This window comes from Allobosea sp. LjRoot90 (genome assembly GCF_964254315.1).
Lineage (GTDB): Bacteria > Pseudomonadota > Alphaproteobacteria > Rhizobiales > Beijerinckiaceae > Allobosea.
In genome coordinates this window covers 58,204-85,180 of record NZ_CAXUTF020000003.1, presented here as the reverse complement: position 1 = coordinate 85,180, position 26,977 = coordinate 58,204, and the positions used below count along the sequence as shown (strand labels likewise).

At 66.9% G+C, this 26,977-nt stretch carries 25 protein-coding genes and 1 tRNA gene; 15 read left to right on the top strand and 11 right to left on the bottom strand.

Annotation, left to right across the window (positions count from 1 at the left end; all coding sequences use genetic code 11):
- Positions 1-125 precede the first annotated feature (125 nt).
- From ACSQ3M_RS12380 to ACSQ3M_RS12355, 6 genes are all read left to right on the top strand, one after another.
- Positions 126-539, top strand: coding sequence for a hypothetical protein (locus ACSQ3M_RS12380; protein ID WP_436150390.1), 414 nt, complete (start codon positions 126-128; stop codon positions 537-539).
- Between the two features lie 135 nt (positions 540-674).
- On the top strand, positions 675-1,523 hold the full coding sequence (pdxY, locus tag ACSQ3M_RS12375; protein ID WP_436150389.1) for a pyridoxal kinase PdxY: 849 nt from the start codon (positions 675-677) through the stop codon (positions 1,521-1,523).
- Between the two features lie 5 nt (positions 1,524-1,528).
- On the top strand, positions 1,529-2,650 hold the full coding sequence (locus ACSQ3M_RS12370) for an endonuclease/exonuclease/phosphatase family protein (protein WP_436150388.1): 1,122 nt from the start codon (positions 1,529-1,531) through the stop codon (positions 2,648-2,650).
- On the top strand, positions 2,647-3,546 hold the full coding sequence (locus ACSQ3M_RS12365) for a PhzF family phenazine biosynthesis protein (protein ID WP_436150387.1): 900 nt from the start codon (positions 2,647-2,649) through the stop codon (positions 3,544-3,546). The genes ACSQ3M_RS12370 and ACSQ3M_RS12365 overlap by 4 nt, the downstream gene beginning before the upstream one ends.
- Entirely contained in the window at positions 3,543-4,268 is a 726-nt protein-coding gene (locus ACSQ3M_RS12360) for an NUDIX hydrolase (RefSeq protein WP_436150386.1), read from the top strand. Before ACSQ3M_RS12365 ends, ACSQ3M_RS12360 begins: the two co-directional genes overlap by 4 nt.
- 22 nt (positions 4,269-4,290) lie before the next feature.
- Positions 4,291-6,366, top strand: coding sequence for a M3 family metallopeptidase (locus ACSQ3M_RS12355; RefSeq protein ID WP_436150385.1), 2,076 nt, complete (start codon positions 4,291-4,293; stop codon positions 6,364-6,366).
- A gap of 6 nt (positions 6,367-6,372) precedes the next feature.
- Here ACSQ3M_RS12355 and ACSQ3M_RS12350 read toward each other — a convergent pair whose 3' ends face one another.
- From ACSQ3M_RS12350 to ACSQ3M_RS12340, 3 genes are all read right to left on the bottom strand, one after another.
- Entirely contained in the window at positions 6,373-7,101 is a 729-nt protein-coding gene (locus ACSQ3M_RS12350; protein ID WP_436150384.1) for a YbaY family lipoprotein, read from the bottom strand.
- Between the two features lie 105 nt (positions 7,102-7,206).
- A complete protein-coding gene (locus tag ACSQ3M_RS12345) occupies positions 7,207-7,548 on the bottom strand; it encodes a hypothetical protein (protein ID WP_436150383.1) in 342 nt (113 codons plus the stop codon).
- An 82-nt stretch (positions 7,549-7,630) separates the two neighbouring features.
- Positions 7,631-8,272, bottom strand: coding sequence for a YoaK family protein (locus tag ACSQ3M_RS12340; RefSeq protein WP_436150382.1), 642 nt, complete (start codon positions 8,270-8,272; stop codon positions 7,631-7,633).
- Between the two features lie 154 nt (positions 8,273-8,426).
- Between ACSQ3M_RS12340 and ACSQ3M_RS12335 the strand changes: the two genes are divergently transcribed.
- The 5 genes from ACSQ3M_RS12335 (at position 8,427) to ACSQ3M_RS12315 (ending at position 14,866) form a co-directional block, all read left to right on the top strand.
- On the top strand, positions 8,427-8,912 hold the full coding sequence (locus tag ACSQ3M_RS12335; RefSeq protein WP_436150381.1) for a hypothetical protein: 486 nt from the start codon (positions 8,427-8,429) through the stop codon (positions 8,910-8,912).
- 330 nt (positions 8,913-9,242) lie between these two features.
- Complete coding sequence (locus ACSQ3M_RS12330) at positions 9,243-10,805, top strand: 2-isopropylmalate synthase (RefSeq protein ID WP_436150380.1); 1,563 nt, start codon at positions 9,243-9,245, stop codon at positions 10,803-10,805.
- A 153-nt stretch (positions 10,806-10,958) separates the two neighbouring features.
- Positions 10,959-13,169, top strand: a complete 2,211-nt coding sequence (locus tag ACSQ3M_RS12325) for a tetratricopeptide repeat protein (protein WP_436150379.1) — start codon at positions 10,959-10,961, stop codon at positions 13,167-13,169.
- Positions 13,170-13,324: 155 nt separating this feature from the next.
- Positions 13,325-14,602 carry a solute carrier family 23 protein gene (locus ACSQ3M_RS12320; protein ID WP_436150378.1) on the top strand — a complete coding sequence of 426 codons (1,278 nt, stop codon included), beginning with the start codon at positions 13,325-13,327 and terminating at the stop codon, positions 14,600-14,602.
- A gap of 188 nt (positions 14,603-14,790) precedes the next feature.
- Positions 14,791-14,866, top strand: a tRNA-Lys gene (locus ACSQ3M_RS12315).
- A 141-nt stretch (positions 14,867-15,007) separates the two neighbouring features.
- Here ACSQ3M_RS12315 and ACSQ3M_RS12310 read toward each other — a convergent pair.
- From ACSQ3M_RS12310 to ACSQ3M_RS12280, 7 genes are all read right to left on the bottom strand, one after another.
- Entirely contained in the window at positions 15,008-15,979 is a 972-nt protein-coding gene (locus tag ACSQ3M_RS12310; protein ID WP_436150377.1) for a Csu type fimbrial protein, read from the bottom strand.
- A complete protein-coding gene (locus tag ACSQ3M_RS12305; protein WP_436150376.1) occupies positions 15,970-18,387 on the bottom strand; it encodes a fimbria/pilus outer membrane usher protein in 2,418 nt (805 codons plus the stop codon). Before ACSQ3M_RS12305 ends, ACSQ3M_RS12310 begins: the two co-directional genes overlap by 10 nt.
- A gap of 16 nt (positions 18,388-18,403) precedes the next feature.
- Positions 18,404-19,168: a fimbrial biogenesis chaperone gene (locus ACSQ3M_RS12300; protein WP_436150375.1), complete on the bottom strand. Its 765-nt coding sequence runs from the start codon at positions 19,166-19,168 to the stop codon at positions 18,404-18,406.
- Positions 19,169-19,232: 64 nt separating this feature from the next.
- Positions 19,233-19,709 carry a Csu type fimbrial protein gene (locus tag ACSQ3M_RS12295; RefSeq protein ID WP_436150374.1) on the bottom strand — a complete coding sequence of 159 codons (477 nt, stop codon included), beginning with the start codon at positions 19,707-19,709 and terminating at the stop codon, positions 19,233-19,235.
- A 319-nt stretch (positions 19,710-20,028) separates the two neighbouring features.
- Positions 20,029-20,535: a cupin domain-containing protein gene (locus ACSQ3M_RS12290; RefSeq protein ID WP_436150373.1), complete on the bottom strand. Its 507-nt coding sequence runs from the start codon at positions 20,533-20,535 to the stop codon at positions 20,029-20,031.
- Positions 20,536-20,667: 132 nt separating this feature from the next.
- On the bottom strand, positions 20,668-21,696 hold the full coding sequence (locus ACSQ3M_RS12285) for an alpha/beta fold hydrolase (protein ID WP_436150372.1): 1,029 nt from the start codon (positions 21,694-21,696) through the stop codon (positions 20,668-20,670).
- Between the two features lie 82 nt (positions 21,697-21,778).
- Positions 21,779-22,195 carry an organic hydroperoxide resistance protein gene (locus ACSQ3M_RS12280; RefSeq protein ID WP_436150371.1) on the bottom strand — a complete coding sequence of 139 codons (417 nt, stop codon included), beginning with the start codon at positions 22,193-22,195 and terminating at the stop codon, positions 21,779-21,781.
- Positions 22,196-22,342: 147 nt separating this feature from the next.
- On the opposite strand from ACSQ3M_RS12280, the gene ACSQ3M_RS12275 reads away from it, so the two are divergent.
- Positions 22,343-22,831: a MarR family winged helix-turn-helix transcriptional regulator gene (locus ACSQ3M_RS12275; protein WP_436150370.1), complete on the top strand. Its 489-nt coding sequence runs from the start codon at positions 22,343-22,345 to the stop codon at positions 22,829-22,831.
- Positions 22,832-22,984: 153 nt separating this feature from the next.
- On the opposite strand, the gene ACSQ3M_RS12270 is transcribed toward ACSQ3M_RS12275, so the two are convergent.
- Entirely contained in the window at positions 22,985-24,178 is a 1,194-nt protein-coding gene (locus ACSQ3M_RS12270) for a pyridoxal-phosphate-dependent aminotransferase family protein (RefSeq protein WP_436150369.1), read from the bottom strand.
- 148 nt (positions 24,179-24,326) lie between these two features.
- Here ACSQ3M_RS12270 and ACSQ3M_RS12265 point away from each other — a divergent pair, with 148 nt between their 5' ends.
- The 3 genes from ACSQ3M_RS12265 to ACSQ3M_RS12255 all read left to right on the top strand — a co-directional run bounded on the left by ACSQ3M_RS12265 (position 24,327) and on the right by ACSQ3M_RS12255 (position 26,975).
- Positions 24,327-25,031, top strand: a complete 705-nt coding sequence (locus ACSQ3M_RS12265) for a GntR family transcriptional regulator (protein ID WP_436150368.1) — start codon at positions 24,327-24,329, stop codon at positions 25,029-25,031.
- Positions 25,032-25,255: 224 nt separating this feature from the next.
- Positions 25,256-26,239: a Bug family tripartite tricarboxylate transporter substrate binding protein gene (locus ACSQ3M_RS12260; protein ID WP_436150367.1), complete on the top strand. Its 984-nt coding sequence runs from the start codon at positions 25,256-25,258 to the stop codon at positions 26,237-26,239.
- Between the two features lie 235 nt (positions 26,240-26,474).
- Entirely contained in the window at positions 26,475-26,975 is a 501-nt protein-coding gene (locus tag ACSQ3M_RS12255) for a tripartite tricarboxylate transporter TctB family protein (protein ID WP_436150366.1), read from the top strand.
- Positions 26,976-26,977: the final 2 nt, after the last annotated feature.

The window sequence follows — 26,977 nt, the reverse complement described above, 5'->3', positions numbered from 1 at the left end:
GCCTGGTAGTCGGCTCAATTGTGCCCGACTAAAGTTCAATTGTTTTGTATTTGAATCCGGACGGATATTGTAGCGGCTTCTGCTGGCGGCATGTCCCAGCGACCAATAACAAGAGCGCCCGCACGATGCCGAATCCAGCCGCCTTGTTCGCCGTCGTCATCCTGATCCTGCCGATGGGCTATTTGCTGCTGGCGGCGCCCGGCTTCCTATTCGTGAAGCTCGACATTCTGCCTGTTGCCCGGCTTTTGCGCATGATGTTCGGCGCCTATTTCCAGGTGCTGACCATTGCCGCCGTCGTCGGGACGGTGGTCTTTGCCCTGACGGGCCGATGGGCCTTCGTCATCGGCATTGCCGTGCTGGCGTCCACGCTCATGGCACGCCGCTGGTTCCTGCAACGGATGGACGCCCAGATCGATGCCTGGCCCGCCGATGTCGGCCGGCGACTGCGTCGGCTGCATTACGGCGGCATGGCCTGCAATGCGATCCAGCTTGCCGTCGTCATCGTCAGTGTTCCCTACGTTATCGGCACGCCGGCCTGAGCAGGCCTACGAAAGGGCGGTTGCGCCAGGCCCCGCGCGCCGCGCTGATCGCTTCCATCACGGCTTTCGATTGGCGCAGGCTGCACCAGCCGCTAGGTTCGCCGCGTCGTTTCGTCGAAGGCTGGCCTATCCCCCATGAACATCCTCTCGATCCAGTCCCATGTCGCCTATGGCCATGTCGGCAATGCCTCGGCCGTATTCCCGATGCAGCGCCTCGGCGTCGAGGTCTGGCCGATCCACACCGTGCAGTTCTCGAACCACACCGGCTACGGCGCCTGGAAGGGGCAGGTCTTCGATGGCGCCACGATCGATGAGTTGATGGAAGGCATCGGCGAGCGCGGTGTGCTCGGAAAATGCGACGGCGTGCTCTCCGGCTATATGGGCTCGGCCGATATCGGCCACGCCATCCTCTCGGCCGTGGCCAAGGTGCGCGAGGCTAACCCGAAGACGATGTATTGCTGCGATCCGGTGATCGGCGATGTCGGCCGCGGCGTCTTCGTGCGGCCGGGCATCCCCGAATTCATGCGCGAGCAGGCGGTACCGGCGGCGGACATCGTCACGCCAAACCAGTTCGAGCTCGAGCTGCTCACCGATATTGAGGTGAAGACGCTGGCCGACGCGCACCGCGCCGTCGAGGCGCTGCGCGATGCCGGTCCCAAGGTCGTGCTCGTCACCTCGCTGATCACCAACGAGACGCCGGGTGATGCGATCGACCTGATGGCGGCGGACGGGCAGGGCACGTTCCGGGTGCGCACGCCGAAGATCGACATCAACATCAACGGTGCGGGTGACGCGATCGCGGCCCTGTTCTTCGTCCATTATCTGCGTGACGGCTCGGCTGCGAGCGCGCTCGGCAAGGCGGCGTCCTCGATCTACGGCCTGCTGAAGCGGACCAAGGAGGCCGGCTCGCGCGAGATCCTGACGGTGGCGGCACAGGGCGAGTTCGTCACGCCCTCGCAGCTCTTCGCTCCCGAGGCGGTCTGAGGCGCATGAAGCTGCGCCTCGGCACTTTCAACGTCGAGAACCTGCTGACGCGCCACCGCTTCGAGCCGGGCGGGCGGACCGAGACGGCGGCGGCGATGTCGCTGTTCCATTTCCCGCGCGCCGATGAGCGCGACGCGGTCGAGCGTTCGCTTGCGGTCGCGCTCGAGGACGACAAGCGCCAGATGACGGCGCTCGCCATCGCCGAGGCCAATGCCGATCTCTGGATGCTGCAGGAGGTCGACTCGCTCGCCAGCCTGCAGGCCTTCTTCGCCAATTACGTCCACCGTATCGCCGACCATCGCTACGGCCATTTCACGCTGCTCGACGGCAATGACCGGCGCAATATCGACATCGGCTTCGCGGCGCGGCGCGACCTGGTGCAGCCGCAGCAGGTCACGGTGCGCTCCTACAAGGGCATGAGCTTCGCCGACGCCGAGGCGTTCTCGCCCGAGGTCGCCGCCTTCGGCATCGGCCCGCGCGACAAGGTCTTCGCCCGTGACTGTCTCGCGGTCGAGCTCGACTTTGGCGACCGGCGGCTGACCCTGTTCGGCTGCCATCTCAAGTCGATGAACAATGGCCGCGACGACGGCAGGCAGGCAACCTTGCCGATCCGGCGGGCCGAGGCGCTGGCGGTGAGGAAGATCATCAAGGACCGGTTCGGGCCGGGCTGGCGCGAGGCGAACTGGGCGATCCTCGGCGATCTCAACGGCTATCGCATCGGGCTCGGCCCGCTGGCGGCGCCGGTCGACGAGGGCGATAGCGGCATCGAGCCGCTGCTGGAGGACTTCGCCGTCGACCCGATGGAGGCGCTGCCGCCGTATGAGCGCTGGACGCATTTCCGGCGCTACTGGTCGGAGGAGCGGCAAGCGCTGGTCGACAGCCACATGCCGCTCGACCATATTCTGCTCTCGCCGGCGCTCGCCGCGGCCAATCTGAACCCGGTGATGCAGACGATCCGGCGCGGTCTGCCCTATCGCGTGCCGCTCGATCCACGCGAGGCCGACCGCTCGATGGCCAAGCTCGCTCTGACCCATGACCGCTATCCGCGCGTTGGCTGGGATCGGCCCAAGGCCTCCGACCATTGCCCGCTGACGATCGAGCTTTCGATCCCGAAGGAGACCGCATGAGCCGCCGCTTCGTCACGCTCGACGTCTTCACAACCAGGCCGCATGCCGGCAATCCCCTCGCCGTCGTGCTCGACAGCGGGGGGCTGGATACCGCGGCGATGCAGACGATCGCCCGCGAGTTCAACCTGTCGGAGACGGTTTTCGTCGCAGCGCCGGCCAACCCTACTCATCGCGCCGCGATCCGCATCTTCACACCGGGACAGGAGCTGCCCTTCGCCGGGCACCCGACCGTCGGTACCGCCGTGCTGCTGGCGCTGCGCGATGCGGCCGAGGGACGTGTAGCGGACAGGTTCATCCTGGAAGAGAAGGTCGGCCTGGTGCCTTGCGTCGTCGCGCTCGGCAATGCGCGCAGCGCCCGCGCCACTTTCACCCTGCCGAAGCTGCCGGAGACGATCGCGCAGCCGATCACCGACGCGGCGCTGGCGGAGGCGCTTGGGCTCGACCTCGCCGATCTCGGCTTCGAGGGACATCGGCCGAGCGCCTTCTCGGCGGGCGTCGCCTACACCACAGTGCCGGTTGTCAGCCGCGAGGCAGTCGCAAAGGCGCGTGTCGCCGGAAGCTTCGAGCGCGCGATGGCAGTGGCCCAGAACGGCAACGCCTTCGTCTATTGCCGACAGACGGAAGAAGCTGGGCATCGCTACCATGCCCGGATGTTCTGGCCGGAGAGCGGGATTAGCGAGGATCCGGCGACCGGCTCGGCCGTCGCCGCCTTCGCCGGCGCGATCATGGCGTTCGACCGCCCCGGCGACGGCGTGCACCGCTTCGTCATCGAGCAGGGCTACGAGATGGGGCGGCCGTCGCAGATCGAGCTCACGCTGACGGTCGCAGGCGGTGCACTCGCCTCGGCGACGATCGGCGGCGGAGCCGTGCTGATGAGCGAAGGCGTGCTGCTGTGAGCGGCAACGGTGTCGTCGATGGCGAGATTGTCGCGCTCGATCGCGTTGAGGCCAGGATCGAAGCGTTCGACTGGGCTTTCGCTCGCGAGCGCGCCGGCGATATCGCTGCGCATTGGGCCCAGATCAGCGACGGCAAGCCTGCGATGTTCAACGGCCGCGTCATGTTGCAGCATCGCGCCGCGATCGAGGGCGGGGTGTTCCGAGCCGGCTACTTCGAGGCCGATTATGCCGCCTTCATGAGCTGGCGCGATTTCGGCCTGCCGCCGCCGGCGATCCGCAACGGCTTCGCCATGGCGACGCTGCAGGCTGCCGATGGCGCCTTCCTGCTCGGCCGGATGGGCGACCACACCGCAAATCCCGGCAAGGTCTATTTCGCTGCCGGCACCCCGGACAAAGAAGACGCGCGCCCCGACGGTACGCTTGATCTCGCTGGCAGCGTCACCCGCGAGCTCTGCGAGGAGACCGGACTCACGCTCGACGAGATCTCGGTCGAAGAGCGCTGGACGGCGGTGATCGTGCCGGGCCGCGTCGCCTTCATGCGGCCGGTCGCGGTTTCCTGGAGCGCCGAGGAGGCCCGCGCGCTCATGCTGGAGCGGATCGAAGCGCAGGCGGAGCCCGAGCTTTCCGACATCGTGATCGTCCGCAATCTCGCCGATTGTGCAGCTTACGACATGCCGCCCTTCATGACGTCCTATCTCGTCCATATCTTCGGGCGGGAATGACCCTTACCGATCGAGGTTGCTGATGGCTGATGCGTCCGAAGTCCTGAACCTGCCTGCCGGCAATCCTTTCGGGCGCGCCTGGGAGACGCCTTTCGGCCTCCCGCCCTTCGCGCAGATCACGCCCGAGCACATCAAGCAGGCCTATCCGGCGGCGCTGGAGAAGCACCGGGCCGAGATCGAGGCGATCAAGGCCGAGAAAGTGGCCCCAAGCTTCGCCAATACGATCGAGGTGCTGGAGCGTTCGGCGCGCGGCATGAGTCGGCTCGGCGGCGTGTTCTACAACCTCACCGGGGCCGACACCAACGAGGCGCTGCAGGCGATCGAGCGCGAGATGTCGCCGGTGATGTCGCGGCACTGGTCGGCGATCATGATGGATCACGAGCTCTTCGCCCGCGTCGATGCCGTCTTCGCGCAGCGCGAGGGCCTGGGGCTGAACGAAGAGCAATTGCGCCTGCTGGAGCGGACGCATCGCGGCTTCATCCGCTCGGGCGCGAAGCTCGAAGGCGAGGCCAAGGCCAGACTCGCCGCGATCAACGAGCGGCTGGCGGGACTCGGCACCAGCTTCGGCCAGAACCTGCTCAAGGACGAGGCGAGCTATGCGCTGATCATCGAGGACGAGGCCGATCTTGACGGCCTGCCGTCCTTCGTCGTCGCGGCGATGGCGCGCGCTGCCGCCGATCGCGGGCAGGACGGCAAGCATGCGGTGACGCTGGCGCGCTCGATCATCGAGCCTTTCCTGACCTTCTCGACACGGCGTGACCTCCGCGAGGAAGCCTTCACCGCCTGGAGCAAGCGCGGCGAGAATGGCGGGGAGACCGACAACCGCGCCATCGTCGCCGAGATGGTGAGCTTGCGGGCCGAGAAGGCGAAGCTCCTCGGCTTTGCGACCTTCGCCCATTTCAAGCTCGACGATTCGATGGCGAAGACGCCGGAGAATGTCCGCAACCTGCTCGAACTGGTCTGGAAGCCAGCACGGGCCCGCGCCGGACAGGAGGTGGCCGATCTCGCGGCGCTCGCCCAGAGCGAGGGCGAGAACAGCCCGATCCGTCCGTCGGACTGGCGCTTCTATGCCGAGAAGGTCCGGCAGAAGACCTATGCGCTCGATGAGGCCGTGCTGAAGCCCTATCTCCAGCTTGACAAGATCATCGCCGCCGCTTTCGACACCGCCGGCAAGCTGTTCGGCCTGTCCTTCGCCGAGCGGCCGGAGCTCAAGGGCTACCACCCGGATGTGCGCGTCTTCGAGGTCACCGAGACTGCGAGCGGCCGGCATATCGGCCTCTTCCTCGGCGACTATTTCGCCCGCGCCTCGAAGCGGTCCGGTGCCTGGATGAGCGCCTATCGCGGCCAGCGCAATTTCGACGGCGAGGTCAGGCCAATCATCGTCAACGTCTGCAATTTCGCCAAGCCGGCGGAGGGCAAGCCGGCGCTGCTCTCGATCGACGATGCCCGCACGCTCTTCCACGAGTTCGGCCATGCGCTGCACGGCCTGCTCTCGGATGTGCATTATGGCTCGCTCGCCGGCACCTCGGTCTCGCGCGATTTCGTCGAACTGCCGTCGCAGCTCTACGAGCACTGGTTCCTGACCAAAGAGGTGATGCAGCGCTTCTGCCTGCATGCCGAGACCGGGGAACCGATCCCCGACGCGCTGATCGAGAAGATCAAGCGGGCGCAGACCTTCAACCAGGGCTTCGCCACGGTGGAATACACCTCCTCGGCGCTGGTCGATCTCGCCTTCCATTCGTTGGAAGAGCCGGCGCAGGTCGATCCGCTCGCCTTCGAGGCGAAGGAGCTCGCCCGGATCGGCATGCCCGCCGAGATCACCATGCGCCATCGCACGCCGCATTTCTCGCATGTGTTCTCGGGCGACGGCTATTCGGCCGGCTATTACAGCTATCTCTGGTCGGAGGTGATGGACGCCGACGCCTTCAACGCCTTCATCGAGGTGGGCGACGTCTTCGCGGCCGAGGTCGCCGGCAAGCTCAAGCGCTACATCTATTCGGCCGGCGACACGCGCGATCCGGCCGAGGCCTATACGCTGTTCCGTGGCCGTCTGCCGACGCCGGATGCGCTGCTGGAGAAGCGGGGGTTGGCGGCCTAGCCGCCTCTACTCCCGCGCCAGCACGACCAGCCGCGCGCCTCGCCCGCTCAGCAAAGTGAGCGCGCCGCGCTCGATGCGCCAGCTCCGTGTCGCTTCCAGCGCCTCGCGGAAGTGTCGCTCGATCTGCATGCGCGGCTCGGGGCAGGCCATCATCGTGCCGACCAGCGGACCGAAGCGGATCTGCCTGTCGCTTATGGTGGCCTGTCCGCCCATGCCGTTGCAGCCGCTATGGGCGGAGACGCGCCCGTCCGACTCGATCTTCAGCGTGGCGCGGACGTCGGCCGGCAGCTGCTTGCCACGCAGGCTCTCGACACGCCAGGAGCCGGTGGGACCGCCGACCTCTGCCGGCGGCGCGACGCGCTGGACGACGATCTCGCCGCTCGCCTCCGGGACGAGGGCGGCGTGGTGCTCCGTCGTCGTGAACCAGAGCTGGCCACGGACCCTGATCTCGGCGCGAAGCGCATAGCGATGGCCGGGCCGGACCACCGCGTCGTTGAAGCGCAGCCGATAGGGGATCGGCACCTGCCCGCGCGGGGCGATCCGCGTGCGGGCAATGGTGCGGGACGGAGCGTCGGCAAGCGAGACGTCGAGCAGGCTCACCTCGACCGTGGCGCCCGGCGGCAGTGCGATCCGCTCGCGATAGACGACCGTGCCCGAGAGCGTGCGCGGGGCGGCGTGGGCGGGCAGTGCAGCCAGAGCGAGAGGGGCGGCGGCGAAGATGCGACGGGTGATCATGATCTACGCCTCTCGTTTGGCTTCGCCGGCATTTTGCCCTGCGAAGCCTTTAACCGCCGAAGCGACCAAGGACGCCTTCTCTCCGGGGGGCGGAGAGGACGGGGCTCACGGGTAACCGAACTTCGTCCGCGTCGCGCGGATCTGGGAGGTCGCTCCGCCGTCATTGCCGGCGGCGCAGCTCTTGCGGGCGGTGTCGATCTCGGCGCTGACGCGGGTGTGGACGCCCTTGGTGGTGTGGCCGGTCTGCAGGTCGTTGTCCATCACCGCCTGGAAGCGGTCGACCTCGCCGGCGCAGCCCGAGCCGGTCGGCATGCGGAAGGTGTTCGGTGTGACCCCGGTCGGCGCCTGCTCGGGCGAGGGCGCCGGCGGTGGACCGCCTGACGGCGTCTGACAGGCTGTGAGCAGGAGCGCTGCGAAAGCCGTGACGAGGATCGGTGTGGCGCGCATGGGCAGGGCTCCGGCTGGACGAAGCGGAACCATGGTCGATTCCGTCTGCGAGGCAAAGGGTCTCCCGGGGAGGAATGGGCGTTCAGTCCTGATCGGGCATGACGAGAGCGAGGATGGCGAAGACGCCCGCCGCCGTGGCCGCCAGCCAGATCGCCCCCAGCCCGACGAGCCTGTGCGCGTAGGCGCCCAGCAGCGCGCCGCAGAGGAGGCTGAGCCACAGCACGAAATGGCGCAGGAAGGCGAGTTTCGGCCGGCCGAGCAGAGCGCCGGCGAGGCGCTGCCCCATCTTGACCAGCGTGCCGGTCATGTAGGTCAGGCCGATCGTGACTTCGCCATCGCGCTGGAAGACGGCATTCTCGGCGCCCATCGCCAGCGCGAGGATACCCGCGGCGGCGATGCCCAGCCCGATGCTGTAGAGCCCGGCCGAGAGGGCGAGCGCCAGCGTGACGAAGGCCAGCACCGCGGCCTGGCGCCGATGCCCGCCGACATGGCCGGCGAGCGAGCCGCAGACCACTCCGAATACGAAGAGGAGGATGATCATGCCCGCGAGCATGATGCCGCCGATGCGGCCTTCCACCAGTTCGATGCCGAGGCGGGTGGTGTTGCCGGTCATGAACGAGACGAAGAAGCCGCCGATGTTCAGGAAGCCGAGCGCATCGACGAAGCCGGCCAGCCCCGAAAGGCCGATGGCAAGCCCGATGGCGGGGCGATCATAGCGCAGCATCGACACGGCACTCCGGTTGTGCGGACCGGCTCCAAATGCACCATAGTCAGCCGAATCGCGTCATCAGATTAATCCACACATCTCACCCGTCATTCCCGTGCGCCGGAGCTTTGCGCACTTACTCCCGTCACATTTCGACGGAACGCTGGCCGTCATGACCGTGCTGCACACCATCGAGCTCGAAATCTTCGCCGACTACTTCCAGTTCTATTTGCAGGACGAGGCGGTCAACGAGGATTGGGGGACGTTCTGGACCGACGAGACGGTGGAGCGGATGCTTGCTGTCGGCGAATGCTCCGTCGGTATCGCCACGGCGCGGAACATGAACGTCCCGGTGGTCGTGTCAGTCCATGACGCGGCGCCGGAGGCCGATTTCGGCGAGTGGGAGCTGGTCAACGAGTGCTCCTTCAGCGTGCGCTCGGGCCAGGTGATGGTGATCGGCTGCACCGAAGGCTCGCCGCAGGAGCGAGCGCGGTTTTCGCTCGAGCCCGGACCCTACCGGGTGCGGGTCTCCTATGTCGGGCTCGATACGCTCAGCGAGGACGGGCTGGAGGGCGACGACTTCTACCGGTTGCAGGTCTGGCCGGCGCCGCTCGCCGAGACCAGGACATTGAAGGAGCGGGCAAGCGCTGCCGGCTGAGGTGCCTTCTTCCGGCATCGCCCTGCACGAACGTTCAAGACCTCCAAGGCTTGCCTTCCTAGGCTGCGATCCGGTAGACAGCTTCCGTCGACGAGAGGATCGTTCGTGGCCGCATTCGCCACCCATGCCGAGAGCCAGAACCGCGCCATTGCGCGGACGGCCGGCATGCGCGCTCCCTCGCTCCTTGGTCAGCTGCTTCTTCTTACCAGCCCCTGAGGGCCGGCCGGGCACGTGTGCCTGGGCGCTCAGGGGATGACGGGAACCAAGCCTTAGACCTTTCGCGCCTGCCTGAATCGATGTGCGGCGCGTCCTGACCCAAGGACCAAGACCATGACCGATGCCAGCAACACCGTGTCCGCCAAGGACCGGGTCCTGATCTTCGACACCACGCTGCGTGACGGCGAGCAATGCCCCGGCGCGACCATGACCTTCGAGGAGAAGCTCGAGGTTGCCGACATGCTGGACGCGATGGGCGTCGACATCATCGAGGCCGGCTTCCCGATCGCCTCCGACGGTGATTTCGAGGCGGTCTCCGCCATCGCCGGCCGGATCAGGCGCGCCAGCGTCGCGGGCTTGGCGAGGGCGATTCCCGCCGACATCGCCCGTGCCGGCGAGGCGGTGCGTCACGCGGCGAAGCCGCGCATCCACACCTTCGTTTCGACCTCGCCGATCCATCTGCAGTACCAGATGCGCAAGAGCGAGGAGGAGGTGCTGGAGATCATCGCCAGGACGGTGACGCAGGCGCGCAACCTGGTCGACGATGTCGAATGGTCGGGCATGGATGCGACCCGCACGCCGATCGACTATCTCTGCCGGGCGGTCGAGACCGCGATCAAGGCCGGCGCGACGACGATCAACCTGCCCGACACGGTCGGTTACGCCACGCCTGACGAGTACCGCGCCATGTTCAGGGCGGTGCGCGAGCGCGTGCCGAACGCCGACAAGGCGATCTTCTCGGCGCATTGCCACAATGATCTGGGGCTCGCCGTCGCCAATTCGCTGGCGGCGGTCGAGGGCGGCGCGCGCCAGGTCGAGTGCACGATCAACGGCATCGGCGAGCGCGCCGGCAATGCGGCGCTGGAGGAGATCGTGATGGCGCTGCGGGTGCGCGGCGACGTCATGCCCTATGACACCGGCATCGACGCGACCTATCTGATGCGGGCCTCGAAGGCGGTCTCCTCCGCCTGTTCCTTCCCGGTGCAGTACAACAAGGCGATCGTCGGCCGGAACGCCTTCGCCCATGAGAGCGGCATCCACCAGGACGGCATGCTGAAGCATCAGCAGACCTACGAGATCATGACCCCGGCCTCGGTCGGCGTGACCAAGACCTCGCTGGTGATGGGCAAGCATTCCGGTCGCGCCGCCTTCCGCTCGAAGCTGAAGGAGATGGGCTACGAGCTCGGCGACAACCAGCTGGAGGACGCCTTCACCCGCTTCAAGGCGCTCGCCGACCGCAAGAAGCATGTCTACGACGAGGATATCGAGGCGCTGGTCGACGAGAATCTCGCCACCGCCCGCGACCGCGTGAAGCTGGTCTCGCTGACGGTGATCGCCGGCACGCGCGGCCCGCAGCGCGCCATGCTGAAGCTCGATGTCGACGGCCGGGTGACGGCCGAGGAGGCCGAGGGCAATGGGCCGATCGACGCGGTGTTCAACGCGGTCAAGGCGATCGTGCCGCATGAAGCGGTGCTCGAGCTCTACGATGTCCACGCCGTCACCGAGGGCACCGACGCCCAGGCCGAAGTCACCGTGCGTCTCTCCCATGACGGCGCAGCTGTGACCGGTCGCGGCGCCGATCCGGACACGCTGGTCTCCTCGTGCAAGGCCTATCTGGCGGCGCTCAACAAGCTGGTCGCCCGCGGTAGCCGCGTGCACGCGCAGGCGGCCGAGTAGCTTTCAGACGTCGCTTCTCGATGAGCCGGTGTGCCACGCTGTGACCAGCGCGGCACACCGGCTCAAATTTTGCTTCCAGCACGGAACAAAGTCTGGATTCGTAAAACAGGTGTCGCTCTCATGTGCGTGGGGGATCACCGCGAGACATTCTCGATGAAGTTGCTGCGCCTATTGCCGATGGGCGTCCTGGCCGTGCTGAGCGCGCAGCCCGTCGCGGCCTATGCGCCTGCCTCCGTGCCGGAGCAGGCAGAGCGCGCGCAGGAGCGCGTCCGTCTCTGCATGGGCGCGACCGAGGCCGGCGGCAGGGAGCGGCGGGCAGCCTGCGACGAGGCCCTGAGCAGCGAGTTCAACCGCGCCGTCCGCGCCGATCTCCTCGCCAGCCGCGGCTGGCTGTCCGAAGCCGAGAACGCCCTCAACGAGGCCCTGCGCGATTTCGATGCGGCGCTCAAGGCGGTGCCGAATCACCTGGCTGCCTTGCGCGGCCGGGCACACACCCTGTCCGAACTCGGCCGGCATGCCGAGGCCGCGACGCTGATCGAGCGGGCGATGGTCCTCGGCGGGCGCGCGACGCTGCTGGCCGACCGTGCCCTGCTGCGCGAGCGCGCCGGCAATGTCGCCGGAGCCCGTGCCGATCTCGACGGCGCCATCGCGCTCGATCCGTCCAATAGCTGGGCGCGCGGCACGCGGGGGCGGTTCCTTCAGGTTGAGGGCGAGCACGAAGCGGCCTTGGCCGATTTCGACGCTGCGCTCGCCATCGAACCGGAGGTCACCTCCTATCATTATCGCCGCGGTCTCTCGCTCGCTGCGCTGGGGCGGCCGCGCGAGGCGATCGCTGCCTTCGACGGTGCCTTGCGGCTGGAGCCGGCGGTCGTCCAGGTCTGGCTGGAGCGCGCGCGGGCCTTCGAGGCGCTCGGCCATGAAGGTCCCGCGCTCGCCAGCTATGAGCGGGCGCTGCGCCTCGACGCACGCCACGAGGCGTCGCTGTCGCGGCGCGCCTTTCTCCTGCAGCGCACAGGCCGGGCCGAGGAGGCGATCGCCGCCTATGACCGGCTGCTCGCTGTCCAGCCACGCGCCGCCTTCGGTCTGAACAACCGGGCCGGCCTGCTCGCCGGGCTCGGCCGGCGCGAGGAGGCGTTGCGCGATCTCGACCGCGCCGTCGTGCTCGTCCCCGGTGACGGCAATGCGCTCCGCAACCGCGCGCAGCTGCTGCTGGCGTTCGGCCGCAACGATCGTGCGCTGCGCGATCTCGACCGGGCCGGGCCCGGCCATGACGCCGGGGCCTGGCATGGCATGCGCGGCGACGCGCTGCTCGCGCTCGGCCGGCCGCTACCGGCGCTCGACGCTTATCGTGCCGCGCTCGCGCTGAAGCCGCAGGATCGCGCCACGCTGTTCGGCTTCGGGCTGGCGCAGGAAGTTCGCGGCGACCGGAGCGCGGCGGCTGCCGCCTATGGCGCGCTGCTTGCCGTCGACCCGGAGCATGAAGGGGCGCTTGAACGCCGCGAAGAACTGCTGCCGGCGCTCGGCCGCTCGATCGAAATCTGGCCGTCGCGGCTGGCCAGCCTGCTGCGGGCCGCACGGGATATCTATGCGCAGCAGCGCGATGGGCTGCGCGACACCTATCGCGCGCTCCGGCCGCAACCGACTGTGGTCGCGCTCGCTCGGTCCAATCCGGCCGCGCTGCTCGATGCCACCCTTGCCCTCGATGCCTTCGATGTGCCGCGTCTGGTACGCCGGGCCCAGTTCGGTATCGGCCAGCCGCAGCGGGAGGCGCAGGCGCGGGCCGATCTCGCGACCGCGCTGATGTTGGAGCCCGAAAATCCGGCGGCGCTGGTGCAGCGCGCCCGGCTCAATTATCGCGATGGCGCCTACGCCGCGGCCCAGGTCGATGCGGAAGCGGCGCTGCGCAGCGAGCCACGCTCGGTCGAGGCGCTGTTCCAGCGGGCGAGGGCGCTGACGGCGCGCGGGCAGTACGGCGCCGCGCTGAAGGCCTATGACGAGGTCGTCGCGGTCGCGCCGGCCAATGCCGCGGCCCTGCTCAATCGGGCGCTGCTGTTGCAGCACGCGCGCGAATACGAACGGGCACTGGCCGATCTCGACGCGGCTGTCGCGGCCAACCGGGCTGATCCCGATGGCTGGGTGGCGCGTGCCGCATTGCGGACGGCACTCGGGCAGACCGAAGCGGCGATCGCTGATTTCGACCGAGCGCTCTCGCTCGACGCCCGCCTCGGCCAGGCCTGGTATGGCCGCGCCATCGCGCATCAGCGCCGCGGCGACAGCGGCGAGGCTGCTGCCGATTTCGCCCGGGCGCGAGCGCTCGATGCCCGGGTCGAGGAGCGCTATCGCGCCTTCGACGTGGCGCCCTGACGGGCGGGTTTCTCCGCGGGTAGCTTATCGGTCGCCGATCTGCGCGGTTGCGCGCTGTTTGCGGTGGACGGCGCGCGCTACTTGCTTGGCGCAGGCTCGATTCTTGCCACTATTCCGACCCGGTGCGCGTGCGCGCGATGGCTGGGAGCGGGACGATGGCTGGCTATTTTCCGAACTGGACGCTGAAGACCTCCGGCGACGTCATGCCGGACGAGCGACTGCCGACCGGGCAGACGATCATCGCCGGCCTGCAGCATGTCGTCGCCATGTTCGGCGCGACGGTGCTGGCGCCGATCCTGATGGGCTTCGACCCGAACGTCGCGATCCTCTTCTCCGGTATCGCGACGCTGCTGTTCTTCGTCATCACCGGCGGCCGGCTGCCGAGCTATCTCGGCTCCTCCTTCGCCTTCATCGGCGTCGTCATCGCCGCGACCGGCTATGCCGGCACCGGCCCGAATGCCAATCTGCCGGTCGCGCTCGGGGGCATCATCGCCTGCGGCGCGGTCTACGCCGCGATCGGCCTCCTGGTGCAGGGCATCGGTACGCGCTGGATCGAGACGCTGCTGCCGCCGGTGGTGACCGGCGCCGTCGTCGCAGCGATCGGTCTCAACCTGACCTCGGTCGCGATGAACATGATCTCGGCCAGCCCCTACACCAAATGGATCGCGCTGTTCACGGTCATCGCGGTGGCACTGATCGCGGTTTATGGCCGCGGCCTGGTGCAGCGCCTGCCAGTGCTGATCGGCGGGCTTGCGGCCTATATCCTCTACGCCGCGACGGCGACGAGCTTCGGCGCGCCGCCGGTCGATTTCGGCAAGGTCGCGGCGGCTGCCTGGTTCGGCCTGCCGAACTTCGTCGCGCCGGTGTTCGACCTCAAGGCGATGGCGCTGATCGTGCCGGTCGCGATCATCCTGGTCGCGGAGAATCTCGGGCACATCAAGGGCATCTCGGTGATGACCGGGCGCAATCTCGACGGGCTGATCGGGCGCGGCTTCTTTGCCGACGGCATCGGCACGATGATCGCCGGCTCCGGCGGCGGCACCGGCGTCACCACCTATGCCGAGAACATGGGCGTGATGGCGGTGACGCGGGTCTATTCGACACTGGTCTTCGTCGCCGCCGGCGTGATCGCGATCCTGCTCGGCTTCTCGCCGAAGTTCGGCGCGGTGATCGGCACGATCCCTGTCGCGGTGCTGGGCGGCCTTGCCGTCGTCGTGTTCGGCCTGATCGCCGCGACCGCCGGCCGGATCTGGGTCGAGAACAAGGTCGACTTCGCCCAGCCGAAGAATCTGCTGACGGTGGCGACCGCGTTGATTCTCGGCGCCGGCGATCTCAAGCTGCCGATCTTCGGCTATGAGCTCGGCGGCATCGGCACGGCGACCTTCGCGGCGATCGCGCTCTATCATTTGCTCAACCGCCGCGCTGCCGCCTGAGGGCAACAAAAAGGGCCTGCCGCACGCCTTGCGGCAGGTCTTTCCCGGGTCTTGCACATAGGCCGCCCGATGACCGCGAGACCAGTTTGCATATTTCTGTCGCAAACAGGTGGACAGGGGCAGGGGTGGTTGCTATACGCCCGCCTGCCGACGCGCTCCGTCGCTTCGGCAACGTCTTCGTGGCGTATGGGTGATTAGCTCAGTTGGTAGAGCAGCTGACTCTTAATCAGCGGGTCGTAGGTTCGAGCCCTACATCACCCACCACGGAACTACTTGAAATCGTTGGATGCCTAGACCTGAGTGCTTGATTGCGCTCGGGATGGATTCCGCTTTTCCGCCTTGGCACGGCTGCGATCTGCCGAGCCCGGTGGCTGGACCTCTGTTCGGCTCACACAGCCGCTACACCTAGTACACAACCGTGGCGACGATCGTGTCGGTGTACAGGCCGGGAGACGGCGTCGTCTGCGACGGCACGCGGCCGTGTATGGCGACGGCCTGAGCCAGGCCCGTGCCCGTCCCGACCAGCGTGTCGACCCCCGGTGTGCTGCCGAAAGGCAGCGTTCGGCCGCCATCGCGGTAGAGCCCGTAGGTGACGAATTCCGCTCCCTTCGCCATCCGCCTCTGCGCCGGGTTCGTTGCGCCGGCGAGGCCACCGTCCAATCCGACCTGGTAGGCCGTTCCGTTGGTGCAGGTCGGCGTCAGGTTGCTCGCGACATCGCGAGCGCTGCCGAGAATGCCGGCCGAGCCGAAGTCGAGCAGGTTCGTCGTCACCCGGCAGGTCGGCGGGACATTGGCGGTCACGGTGAATGTCGTGGTCTGCGAGTTGGTCAGGAGATTGCAGCCGAGCAGGAAAGACAAAAGCCCGTAACGGATGCGGGCTTCGAGGCCGGTGAAGGTGCTCGCATAGGCCAGCGGAGCCGCGGTCGGCTGACCGCCATAGACGCGCCCGGTGATGATTTCCGAGCGGCTGCCGGTTCCTCCGAGCGTGAGCGTGATGTTGAAGCCCACCGGATTGGCAGCGCCGCCGGCCCAGGTGCTCGAGCCCCAGGGCGTCATACCAGTAGAGTAAAGGCCATAGCGCAGCTGCTGGGCGCCATTGACCATGAAGCGGCTCGTCGCATCGGTCGCGCCGCCGGAACCGGGGCCGAGGTCGATGCAGACCCCGACGAGCTGCAGCGGCAGGCCGGAGCAGTTGACGGTCGCGGTTGCCGTGGCATCGACCTGGGCATTGGCGGTGACGTCGATCGGATTGAAGATCATCGGCGTGACGCTGAGCGTGCAGGACTGCGCCGCGACATGTCCGGTTGCGGCGAGCAGGCCGGCCAGCATGAGCATGGCGCAGGCCATCATGCGACAGAGCAGGGAGCTTACCGACATGGGATCGGCCCGATCGTGATCTGAGTTCCCTCCTGGGGCGCGAAGGGGAAGCGCGCGCTGCATTCGCCATCGGCGAGGCGGATGCGGATCTCGTTGTCGGTCCCAAGGTGCTCGACGAAGGCGCGACCGTCATAGCCCACGGTGAAATCCGGCGCCGGGCTGGTGACGCCGCGCAGGCCCGGCTGGAGCGCGCCGGGCACGCCCGCCGGCAAAGGCTTGCCGTCGCGCCCGTGGAGAATGACGATCGCGGCGTTGATCGCCGAACGGACCGCGAAATCGACGACGATGCCGGCGCGGTCCGGCGGTGCCGCGACCTCCTGGGTCGTCTCCGCCAGAGCGGTGACAGGGAGTCCGCGCGGATCGATCGAGATGCGATTGGACTGGTAGGAGCGCAGATTGGGAATCAGCGCCGTTCCGTTGGCGCCCGTGCGCGCCACGACACGGTTCTCATGGAGAACATCAACATCGGGGGCGCCGACTTTGGCGATAGCGAAGGCATCGTCGATGCGGTTGGCGAGGAAGAGGCCGCCGCCAGCCGCGACCAGCGCACCGTCGAGCTGTGCCGCCCCGGAGACGCGCCCCGCGCCCTGCTCGACGCCGCCTTCGACCTGGCCGTAATTGCCACGATAGGCGACGGATGCTGAACGGCGGCGCTGGTAGCTGGCGCCTTCGACGTCGCGCAGGCGCCAGCCGACACTGCCCGGCTCCTGCCCGATCGGCTTGGCGACGTCGGCGGCGAGCGCCCAGGCGCCGCCGGACCGGGTGAAGCCGGATGAAGCGGTGATGTTGCCGCCGAACGGGAAGGACAGGCCGGCGAAGATGCCGGCGGATCCGCGCGTCGCCAGGTCGGCGAAGACGGTGGCGTAGAACGAGCCGCCCAGCGGCAGGGGGCGCGAGTAGCTCGCATTGACGATCCGGCTCGAGCGGCCGCCGGCCTCCTTGAGGTGGGCGAAGCCGAGATTGAGCCCGCCGCCGAGCCACGGCGCTGGCAGGCCGATGGAGATGCGCTCGACCGCACGCGGCGGCAGCTGCAGCCAGGACCAGGCGTGCGGATCGGTGGCGGAGGCGACAATGCGGCCCGGCAGGTCGAAGGCGAGCGTGCCGAGCGCAGTCGGCGAAGCGGTGGCCGAGGCGAGGTCGTGATAGTTGCCGAAACTGCGCTGGCTCGAAGCGAAGAAGGAGATGCCGCCGAGGCGGGTCTCAAAGGCGAGGTAGGCCAGGCCGCCAGTCGCGCCGCTCCGCCAACTGCCAGCACCTGCGGCGCTGACGGTTCCGAGGGATCCGAGCCCGACCACGGCGCCGGCCCCGGCATTGCCGAAGCTGCGCGCGCCTTCGCCATGGGCCATCAGCGTGACGCGATCGCTCAGCCCGTAGCGCACGCTGCCCGAGCCTGCGGGCTGCTCGGCATAGAGGCTCGAACGCAAACCGTATTGCAGGCGCGGCATGCCGATCTCGGCGGAAAAATCGGTCAGGCCTGGCCGCAGCAGCTTGCTCGAGACCGCGAACGGCAGGGTCGTTTCGGTCTGCTGGCCGGCGGCATCGCGCACGATGACGCTGGCGTTGCCGTTGCCTGAGAGGATGGGGACGTTGTTGATCCGGAACGGCCCCGAGCCGACATCCTGTGAAACGGTGCGGATGCCGTTGACGAAGACATCGACCGTAGAGGGCACGGCAGCGCTGCCGTCGATGCTCGGCAGGGGCAGGGTGACGAGATCGGGCCGCAGCCCGAAATTGCGCTGGATCTGCAGGCCTCCGAGGCGGATCGGGCGTGTCCAGGGCAGGCCGCCGGAGATGGTGTCGCCGGCCCGATAACTCAGCAGCGTCGCCGGATCGGAATAGCTCCAGCTGGTGTCGAGCCGCAGGATGTCGGCCTTGTCCGTGGCGAGCGAGCGGTTCGCGACGATCCCGGTCTGCGACAGCACGCCGAGATCGCTGAAGACGCGCCCGTCCAGATTGGCCGAGAGGCTGGGATAGCGCCAGAAATCGTAGAACCGCGCCCCGCTCGAATTGCCGAAGAGGGTATAGTTGAGCACCGCGCCGGTTGCCGCCCGGCCCGCTCCGGGCGCGGCGTCCGGTTGCGGCGTGGCATCGTAGATCTTCGCCATCCGGAGGCCCTCGGGCGCCTTCAAATCGATCCGCTGTGCGGCTTCGTCGTAGCGATGGCTCAGACCGGGGATGGCCGAGAGCGGCACGTCATCATCGGGCCGGAAATGCTGCGGGACCTTGATTCCGAGCTCCTCAAGTTCCTTGCGGCGAGCCGAAAGGGTGCCCGTCTCGCTCTGATGGAACGCGCCGATGAGGCCGACCGAATAGCCGCCAAGAGAGACGTCGAGCTGAAGCTCCCGTGCCCGGCCTTCAGCCGCCGCATCGCCGCGAAACGCCAGGAGCAAGCCGGCATTGATAAGCACGACAACCAGCCAGCAGCTAAGGCGCCGTTTGAACGAGCGCGGTCGCATTGAACGGACCGATTTCGCTGGAGCCGCTGATCGAGACCTTGCTGCCTGGGCGTGGCAACGCCCCCGTGGCTGGCAGTGGCCAGCTCATCATGCCCTGTCCGAGCGAGTAGCCGACCAGCCCCTTGTTGGCACCGACGAGGTTGCCTGACGTATCGCGAACGCTGACGGCAGACAGCCGCAGATGGATATCGCCGCGATTCCTGGCGCTGAGCACGAGGCGCTGGCCTTGCTTGCTGATGCCCCAACTTACGTCCGGCGGCGAGGTGCCACGGCTTGCGAAGAAGACCGGGACGACATGGCGCAACACGAGCGAGACCGTGCCGGTGCGTTGCTGCGGTTTCGGCAACTCGTCGATGACGAGGCGATAGGCCTCCTCGCCGGTCACGGCCTGCTTTGCGGTCCGGACGACGCGCACCGTGTAGTCCTGGCGCGCGCGCAGGTCGACGAGCGGTGGGCTGGCGACGATGTCATTGGTCGGTTCGAGCCGCTCCTCGCCGCCGGCCTGAACCCAGCGATACACCCGGATCTGCGCCGTGATGGGTTGGGTGTCCGTGTTGCGCAGCGTGATCGTCGTGGCGGCGCCCGGGGCGGGCACGGTCAGCAGGACGGGGGCAACCTGCAGGGAGGCGGCAGAAGCCATCGATGCTGGCAGGCAGCAGGCGATGGCCAAGGCAAAGCCATATCTCATCGCATCCTCCTTTGTTGGCGATGGGCGCAGTTCGCCATCGGCCACGGGGTCGTGGCCTGCCCGGGTTGAGTGCTTGAAGAGTTCCTGTCGCCGGCGATGCCGGCAGGGGTCAGTAGGTGACGGTTACGGTGATCGTATCGGTATAGAGAGCCGGGCTCGGGGTCGCTTGCGCCGGCACCCTGCCATAGACCGTATAGGCTTGCGTCGACCCGGATCCGGTTCCGACCGAGGTATCGGTGCCGATCGTTTCGCCCCAGTTCAGCGTCCGGGCGGGATCGCGCGACAGTGAATAGTTGACCGTGCCACCGGCACCGCTCATCTGCCGTGTCGTCACGGCTCCGCCAGTGAGGCCGGCATTGAGGCCGATATTATAGGGCGTCGTCGCCGTGCACTGCACGGTTATCGTGCTGGTGGTGTCGACGTTTGTGGCGAGGACGCCGACATTTCCGAAATTCATGTCGGTGGCGCTGGCGATCGTGCAGGCTGCCTGGATGTTGATCTGAACCTGGAAGGTGCCCGTCGCGGTCGCGGCGTTCGCGTCGCCCGCCAGCATGCCGATGAACAGCAAGATCCACGTTGAGCGCATGCTTCCCTCCATTTTCGTCAGCGGCGGTCAGTCGTGGCCGTCTCTCTCATTGTGCGTGCCTGTGGTCAGAGAATGGGCAAATGTAGTTAACGAAAGGTTATCGGGAGGCAATTCGTTTCTTGACCACCTACGCATACAGTCCATGCTTTTGTTTTGGTTCTGTTTTCGTTTTTTATACTGCTTATTTCACAGCTGAATTTTCCTTGCCGACGTTAGGTAAGATATGGGCGCGGCGTGAACGCGCGCATCCGAGCCGGCGGTGTGTGCGCCGGCTCGGATACAGGTATCGATTTGGAGGACGTGTCGCGCCCTGATCGCCTCAGGCGGCGAGGCCGCCCTGCGATGCCTTGTCGCCGCGTAGCAGGTTGCGCAGCTGGTAGGCCAGCGCCACCGGCGCCGGGAAGCGCTTGCGGCAGAAGGCGATCTTGCGGACGTAAGAGTCGATGCGCCAGGTTGCCCAGGTCTTTCCAGCGAAGTAGGCGATGTCGCCCTTGCGCAAGGTCCGCTGCGAGCCGTCCTGCGCGGTGACGTGGACTTCGCCTTCGAGAATGATGACGGTCTCGTCCCAATCGAAGAACCAGCGGAACTCGCCGGCGGTGCAGTCCCACATGGCGGTGGAGGCGGCGTCGTCACCGCTGCGCGAATGCAGGCCGACGCGCGCCACGGGCTCTCCAGCGATGATCCAGGACGGCTCGATCGGGGCGGGCTCCATCGGCAGGTCGTCCATGCCGCGGGACACGAGTGGTGCCTGCTCGACGGGGGCGACCATCGGAATCTGTCGCAGCATCATTGCGGCAGCGCCAGCGAGCATCATCTTCAAGGCCATCAATCCCTCCCTAAAATCGCGCAGATCATATGGGAGGAGGGGTAAAGCCGGCCCTTCGGGAATCGCTTGCATTTGTCGGCATCTGGAAACGGCTCGGGTAACCATCCTGAGCCGCTATCTACAAAGCCGCGTTCAGGCGCGATCGACTGCGATGATCGCGTCGGCAAAGGCGGCCGGGGCCTCCTGCGGCAGGTTGTGGCCGATGCCGCCATCAATCGTCCTGTGTCGGTACCAGCCTGAGAATTTTTTGGCATAGGCCGCAGGATCAGGATGCGGCGCGCCATTGGCATCACCTTCGAGGGTGATCGTCGGCACGCTGATGACCGGGAAGGCCGCGAGCTTGCTCTCCAGCGCATCGAACTGCGGCTCGCCCTGCGCAAGACCGAGGCGCCAGCGGTAGTTGTGGATCGAGATCGCGACATGGTCGGGATTGTCGAAGGCCGCCGCCGAGCGCGCGAAGATGGCGTCGTCGAATTTCCACTTCGGGGAGGCGGTCTCCCAGATCAGACGGGCGAAATCCCGAGTGTTCTTGGCATAGCCGGCTGCGCCGCGCTCGGTGGCGAAATAGTACTGATACCACCATTGCTGTTCGGCCTTTGGCGGCAGCGGGGCCTCGTTCAGCTTCTGGCTGCCGATCAGGTAGCCGCTGACCGAGACCAGGCCCTTGACGCGCTCGGGCCAGAGCGCTGCGACGATGCAGGCCGTGCGGGCGCCCCAGTCGCAGCCGCCGAGCAGAGCCTTCTCGATCTTCAGCGCGTCGATCAGCGCGATGACGTCGACGGCGAGCGCCGCCTGCTGGCCGTTCCGTGGCGTGGCGGCGGAGAGGAAGCGCGTCGCGCCATAGCCGCGCAGCGAGGGCACGATCACCCGATAGCCCTTGGCCACCAGCAGTGGGGCCACGTCGACATAGGTGTGGATGTCATAGGGCCAGCCATGCAGCAGGATGACGACCGGGCCGTCCGCTGGACCTTGCTCGGCATAGGCAATGCTGAGCACGCCGGCTTCGACCTGCTTGAGCCCACCGAAGGATGACAGCGCCGCGGGCGCCGCGAAAGCTGGTCGGGTCAGGCCGAGCCCGGCTGCGGCGATCGCTGTTGCCATGGTGCCGACGAAGAGGCGGCGGCTGTGATCGATGGTTTCGATGACCTTGGTCTTGTCCATGCTGCAGTGCCTTCTGCCCGAGCGGCGATGATGGGAGGGGCGGTGCCGGTGGAGATGTCCGCTCGGCACCGTCCGATGCGGTTCAGACGAGGTTGATCTCGACCTCGATGTTGCCGCGGGTCGCCTTGGAGTAGGGGCAGGTCTGGTGCGCCGCATCGACCAGGGCCCGGGCGATGTCGCGATCCAGACCCGGCAGGGCGACGTTCAGGCGTGCCTGCAGGAAGTAGCCGCGCTCGCCATGGCGTAGATCAACCTCGGCGTCGACCGCGGTCTCGGCGGGGACGGCGACCTTGCGCTCGCGCGCCGCCAGCCCGATCGCGCCAATGAAGCAGGCCGACCAGCCGGCCGCGAAGAGCTGCTCGGGATTGGTGCCGGCGCCGGGCGCGCCGGGAGAGGTCAGGTTGACCTCGAGACGACCATCCGAGCTGCGGGCGGCGCCGTCGCGGCCGCCGGTGGTGTGGGTGCGGCCGGTGTAGAGAACCTTGTCGGTCTGGGACATGTCGGGTTTCCTTCTATTTTAGATCGTGTCCGATCTAATCGGATGCGGTCTTATATGTGAAGCTCGGAAGCGATGTCAACTCTTCCGATTTAATCGGATGCGATATATATTGAGGGAACGATGACGCACTCACGACGAGGCCCGGCCATGCCCGCTCCGATCCCGAAACGTCCCGATGCCCCCCGGCTGGCGGATTTCCTCTGCTTTGCGATCTATTCGACCAACCTGGCCTATGGCCGCGCCTACAGGGCGATCCTTGAGGAGCTCGGGCTGACCTACACCCAGTTCATCGCGATCATCGCGCTGTCGGAGGAGGACAATCAGAGCGTCGGCGGCCTCGGCGAGAAGCTGTTCCTGGAATCGAACACGCTGACGCCGATCCTGAAGAAGCTCGAATCGCTCGGCTATATCCGCCGCCAGCGCGACCCGGCCGACGAGCGCCAGGTGCGGGTCAGCCTGACCCCAGCGGGCCGGCAGCTACGGGAGAAGGCGTTGCCGATGAACCTGGTGGCGGCTGCCGGGCTCGGCGAGGACTTTCCCGTGGTGCAAAAGGCAGTGGTCAGGCTGCGCAGCAACCTGCTGCGCGCGGCGCGCGGCCAGCCGGCAAAGGCGACAGATGGGGCCGGGGCCGACTAGGTCTCAACGCCGGCCGCCTTCCCGTCATGGTCGGGCTTGTCCCGACCATCCACGCCTTCCTTCGCCGAGTGTGGTGTTCAAGACGTGGATGCTCGCCACAAGGGCGAGCATGACGGGGTAGTGGCGCGGCTGTTCTCGCCAGAGCAATCCTGATCAGGCCACGGCCGCAACCTTCGCTTCATTGCCGGGCTCGCGCCCTTCGAAATCCGCCATCGCCGCCGCGACGCCGCCGCTGCGATGCGGCACGCCCGCTGCGGCTAGCCCCATCTCAACGCCGGAGAGGGCGCCGAGCAGGCTGAGTTCGTTGCATTCGCCGAGATGGCCGATGCGGAAGACCTTGCCGGCGACCTTGCCCAGGCCGGAGCCGAGCGAGATGTTGTATTTCTCCAGCGCGATCTTGCGGAAGCGGTCGGCGTCATGGCTCGGCGGCATCAGCACGGCGGTGAGCACCGGCGAGTGCTCGGCCGGGTTCTCGCAGAGCACCTCCAGTCCCCAGGCCTTGACCGCGGCGCGGCAGGCGCTCGCGAGGCGCTGGTGGCGGGCGAAGACCTGGTCCAGCCCTTCCTCTTGCAGCATGGCGAGGGCTTCCTTCAGCCCGTAGAGGAGGTTGGTCGCGGGCGTGTACGGGAAGAAGCCGCCGGCGTTGAGCTTGATCATCTCCTGCCAGTCCCAATAGGAGCGCGGCAGCCTGTTGGTCCTGGAGGCCGCGAGCGCCTTTTCCGAGACGGCGTTGAAGCTCAGGCCGGGCGGCAGCATCAGTCCCTTCTGCGAGCCCGAGACGGTGACGTCGACCTGCCATTCGTCATGGCGATAGTCGACCGAGGCGAGCGACGAGATCGTGTCGACCATGAACAAAGCAGGGTGGCCGGCGGCGTCGATCGCCTTGCGAATCTCGGCGATGCGACTGGTCGAACCGGTAGAGGTCTCGTTGTGGACGACCATGACTGCCTTGATCGTGCGGGCCTTGTCCTCGGCGAGCCTTGCCTCGATCGCGGCGGGATCAGCGCCGCGGCGCCAGTCGCCCGGGATGAACTCGACCTCGACGCCGAAGCGCGTTGCGATGTTCTTCCACAATGTCGCGAAATGGCCGGTCTCGGCCATCAGCACGGTGTCACCGGGCGAGAGCGTGTTGACGATCGCCGCCTCCCAGGCGCCGGTGCCCGAGGAGGGATAGATCACCACCGGCTGCGTCGTCTTGAAGATGGCCTTGCTGCCCTCCAGCACTGTCTTGCCGAGTGCAGCGAACTCGGCGCTGCGATGGTCGATGATCGGCATGGCGATGGCGCGCAGAATCCGGTCCGGAATCGGGCTCGGGCCGGGAATGTGCAGGAAGTGACGCCCTTGCATGATGTTCTTATCCTCCCTGAGGTCTGGGCACATGAGCGCCTTTGCCGTCTATTTTGCATTCATTTTTTGGAAGATCAATCGCGTTCTGGTGTCATGTTGATATACAATCGGGCTCGACAGCGGGCGCGAGCCGACTTAGCGATGATGCATGAGCGAGCCATTTCTCGATACTCTCGATGAGCAAGGTCCGGCGCCGGCCGAGGCTGCGAAGCCGGCCGTCTCGCTGCATGAGGGGCTGCTGGTCGCGCTGCGCGACTTCATCGTCGAGGGCAATCTTGCCGATGGCGTGCGCGTCCCGGAGCGGGCTTTGTGCGAGCGCTTCAACATCTCGCGGACGCCTCTTCGCGAGGCGCTCAAGGTGCTGGCGGCGGAGGGGCTGATCGAGCTCCTGCCCAATCGCGGCGCGCGGGTGCGCGAGCTCAGCCCCGAGGATGTCCGCGAACTCTTCGACGTGATGGGCGGGCTCGAGGCGTTGGCGGGGCGCCTGGCCTGCGAGCGGATTTCGGAGGCTGAATTCGCCGAAATCGAGCGAATGCACCACGATATGTACAGGTTTTACCTGCGCCGCGACATGCATGGCTATTTCCATTGCAACCAGGCGATCCATCAGTTGATCGTCGAGGCCGCCGGTAACGCCACGCTGGCGGCGACCTATGCCAGCCTGGCCGGGCGGATCCGGCGGGTGCGCTATTCGGCCAATCTCGCCAAGGACCGCGACCGCTGGGGCGAGGCGATGCGCGAGCACGAGGCGATCCTCGATGCGCTGCGTCGGCGTGCGGGCTCGGAATTGTCCGACATCCTGTTCCTTCACCTGCGCAACAAGCGGAAGGCGGCACAGGCGACGACCGGGTGAGGGTGGCCGCTATCTGACGGGGTCATGCTCGGGCTTGACCCGAGCATCTCGGAAACCAGTGGCTTCTGGTCCTGAGATCCTCGGATCTGCGTTTCGCTTTGCCCGAGATGATGGTGGGTATCGTCGTCAATCTTTGCATTTTCATTTTCAGATTGAATGCAAAACTTTTTGGTCTAAGGTCCCTCATCAGCGCCGTCAGAGCGCAATCATCGGGAGGAGCGATCATGAAGCAGCAATGGCTGGCCGCGACCGCAATTCTGGCCGCCGGCATCGGGCAAGCGGCCGCCTGGGAACCGACCAAGCCGGTCGAGATCGTGGTGCCGTTCTCGGCGGGCGGAGCGTCCGACCAGATGGCGCGGACGATCCAGGGCATCATCCAGAAGCACCAGTTCACCAAGCAGCCGATCATCGTCGTCAACAAGCCTGCCGCCGGCGGCGCCGAGGGCATGCTCGACATCCAGAAATCGGCTGGCGACCCGCACAAGCTGATCACCACCTCGAGCGGCATCTTCATGACGCCGATGGCGACTAAGCTGGCGCTGAACTGGACCGACTACACCCCGGTCGCGATGCTGGCGCAGGATTCCTTCCTGCTTTGGGTCAACGCCAAGGCGCCTTACAAGAGCGCGGGAGACCTGATGACGGCGGCGAAAGCTGCGAGCCCGCCGATGAAGATCGGCGGCACCTCGTCCAAGCGCGAGGACAATCTTCTCGTTTTCGCCATGGAGAAGCAGGGCGGCACCAAGTTCGCCTATATCCCCTACACCTCCGGCGGCCAGGCCTCGACGCAGTTGTCAGGCGGGCATGTCGAGGCCACCACCAATAATCCGGCCGAGGACCTCGCCAACTGGCGCGGCGGCGCCACGCGCCCGCTCTGCGTCTTCGCCGAGCAGAAGATGGTCTATAGCGAGAAGGTCGCGGACGGGCAGTCCTGGGCCGACATCCCGACCTGCGCCTCGCAGGGGCTGAATGTCAGCTACCAGATGCTGCGCGGCATGTTCATGCCCGGCAAGGTCGGCAAGGACCAGCAGGCCTTCTATGTCGACATGTTCAAGAAGGTCTCCGAGACGCCGGAATGGAAGGACTATCTCGCCCGCAACGCGCTGGCGGCGGATTATCGTGACGGCGAGGCCTTCGTTTCCTTCCTGAAAGCGGACGAGGCGAAGCACGAGAAGCTGATGACCGAGGCTGGTTTTATGGCGAAGTGAGGCCGGGGCCGTAACCGCGCTCGTCACGTCATGGTCGGGCTTGTCCCGACCATCCCCGTCTTCGCTGGTCGCGTGCGGTGTTCAAGACGTGGATGCTCGCCGCAAGGGCGAGCATGACGAACTGGGAACGGCCGGGTGTTCATGGGGGCGGGGCACAATCCTTGGGCTCGTCCTGAAGTGACGGCGGCAGAGTCGCTGACGCGGCTTGTCCGGGATGACAGACGGAGGAGACGCAGTGTCGAGCCCTAGCGAAACCGAAACACCCGAACGCGGCGTCTCGCGCCGGCCTGTCGAAATCGCCACGGCGCTGCTGCTGATCGGCCTCGCCGGCATCGTGCTCTACGACTCGCATGGGCGTGGCGCCGGCTGGGATGGCGGCCCGCAGAACGGCTTCTTTCCCGCCCGCGTCGGCTGGATCTTCCTTGCCGCCTCGCTCTTCATCCTCTGGCAGTCCTTCCGCCGGCCGGACGGGGTCTTCGTCACCTATGAGCAGTTGCGCCAGGTCGTCAGGGTCCTGGGGCCGCTCGTCCTGTTCGTGGCGCTGATCCAGCCGCTCGGGATCTATGTCGCTTCGGCCGTCTTCATCATCGCTTTCATGGCGGTAGTCGGTACCTCGCGCTGGTGGTCGATCGGGCTGACGGCACTGCTCGTGCCGGTCGTCTGCTTCTGGGTCTTCGAACTGCAGTTCCGCGTGCCCCTGCCAAAGGGCCCGCTCGAAGCCGCGCTCGGCTACTGAAG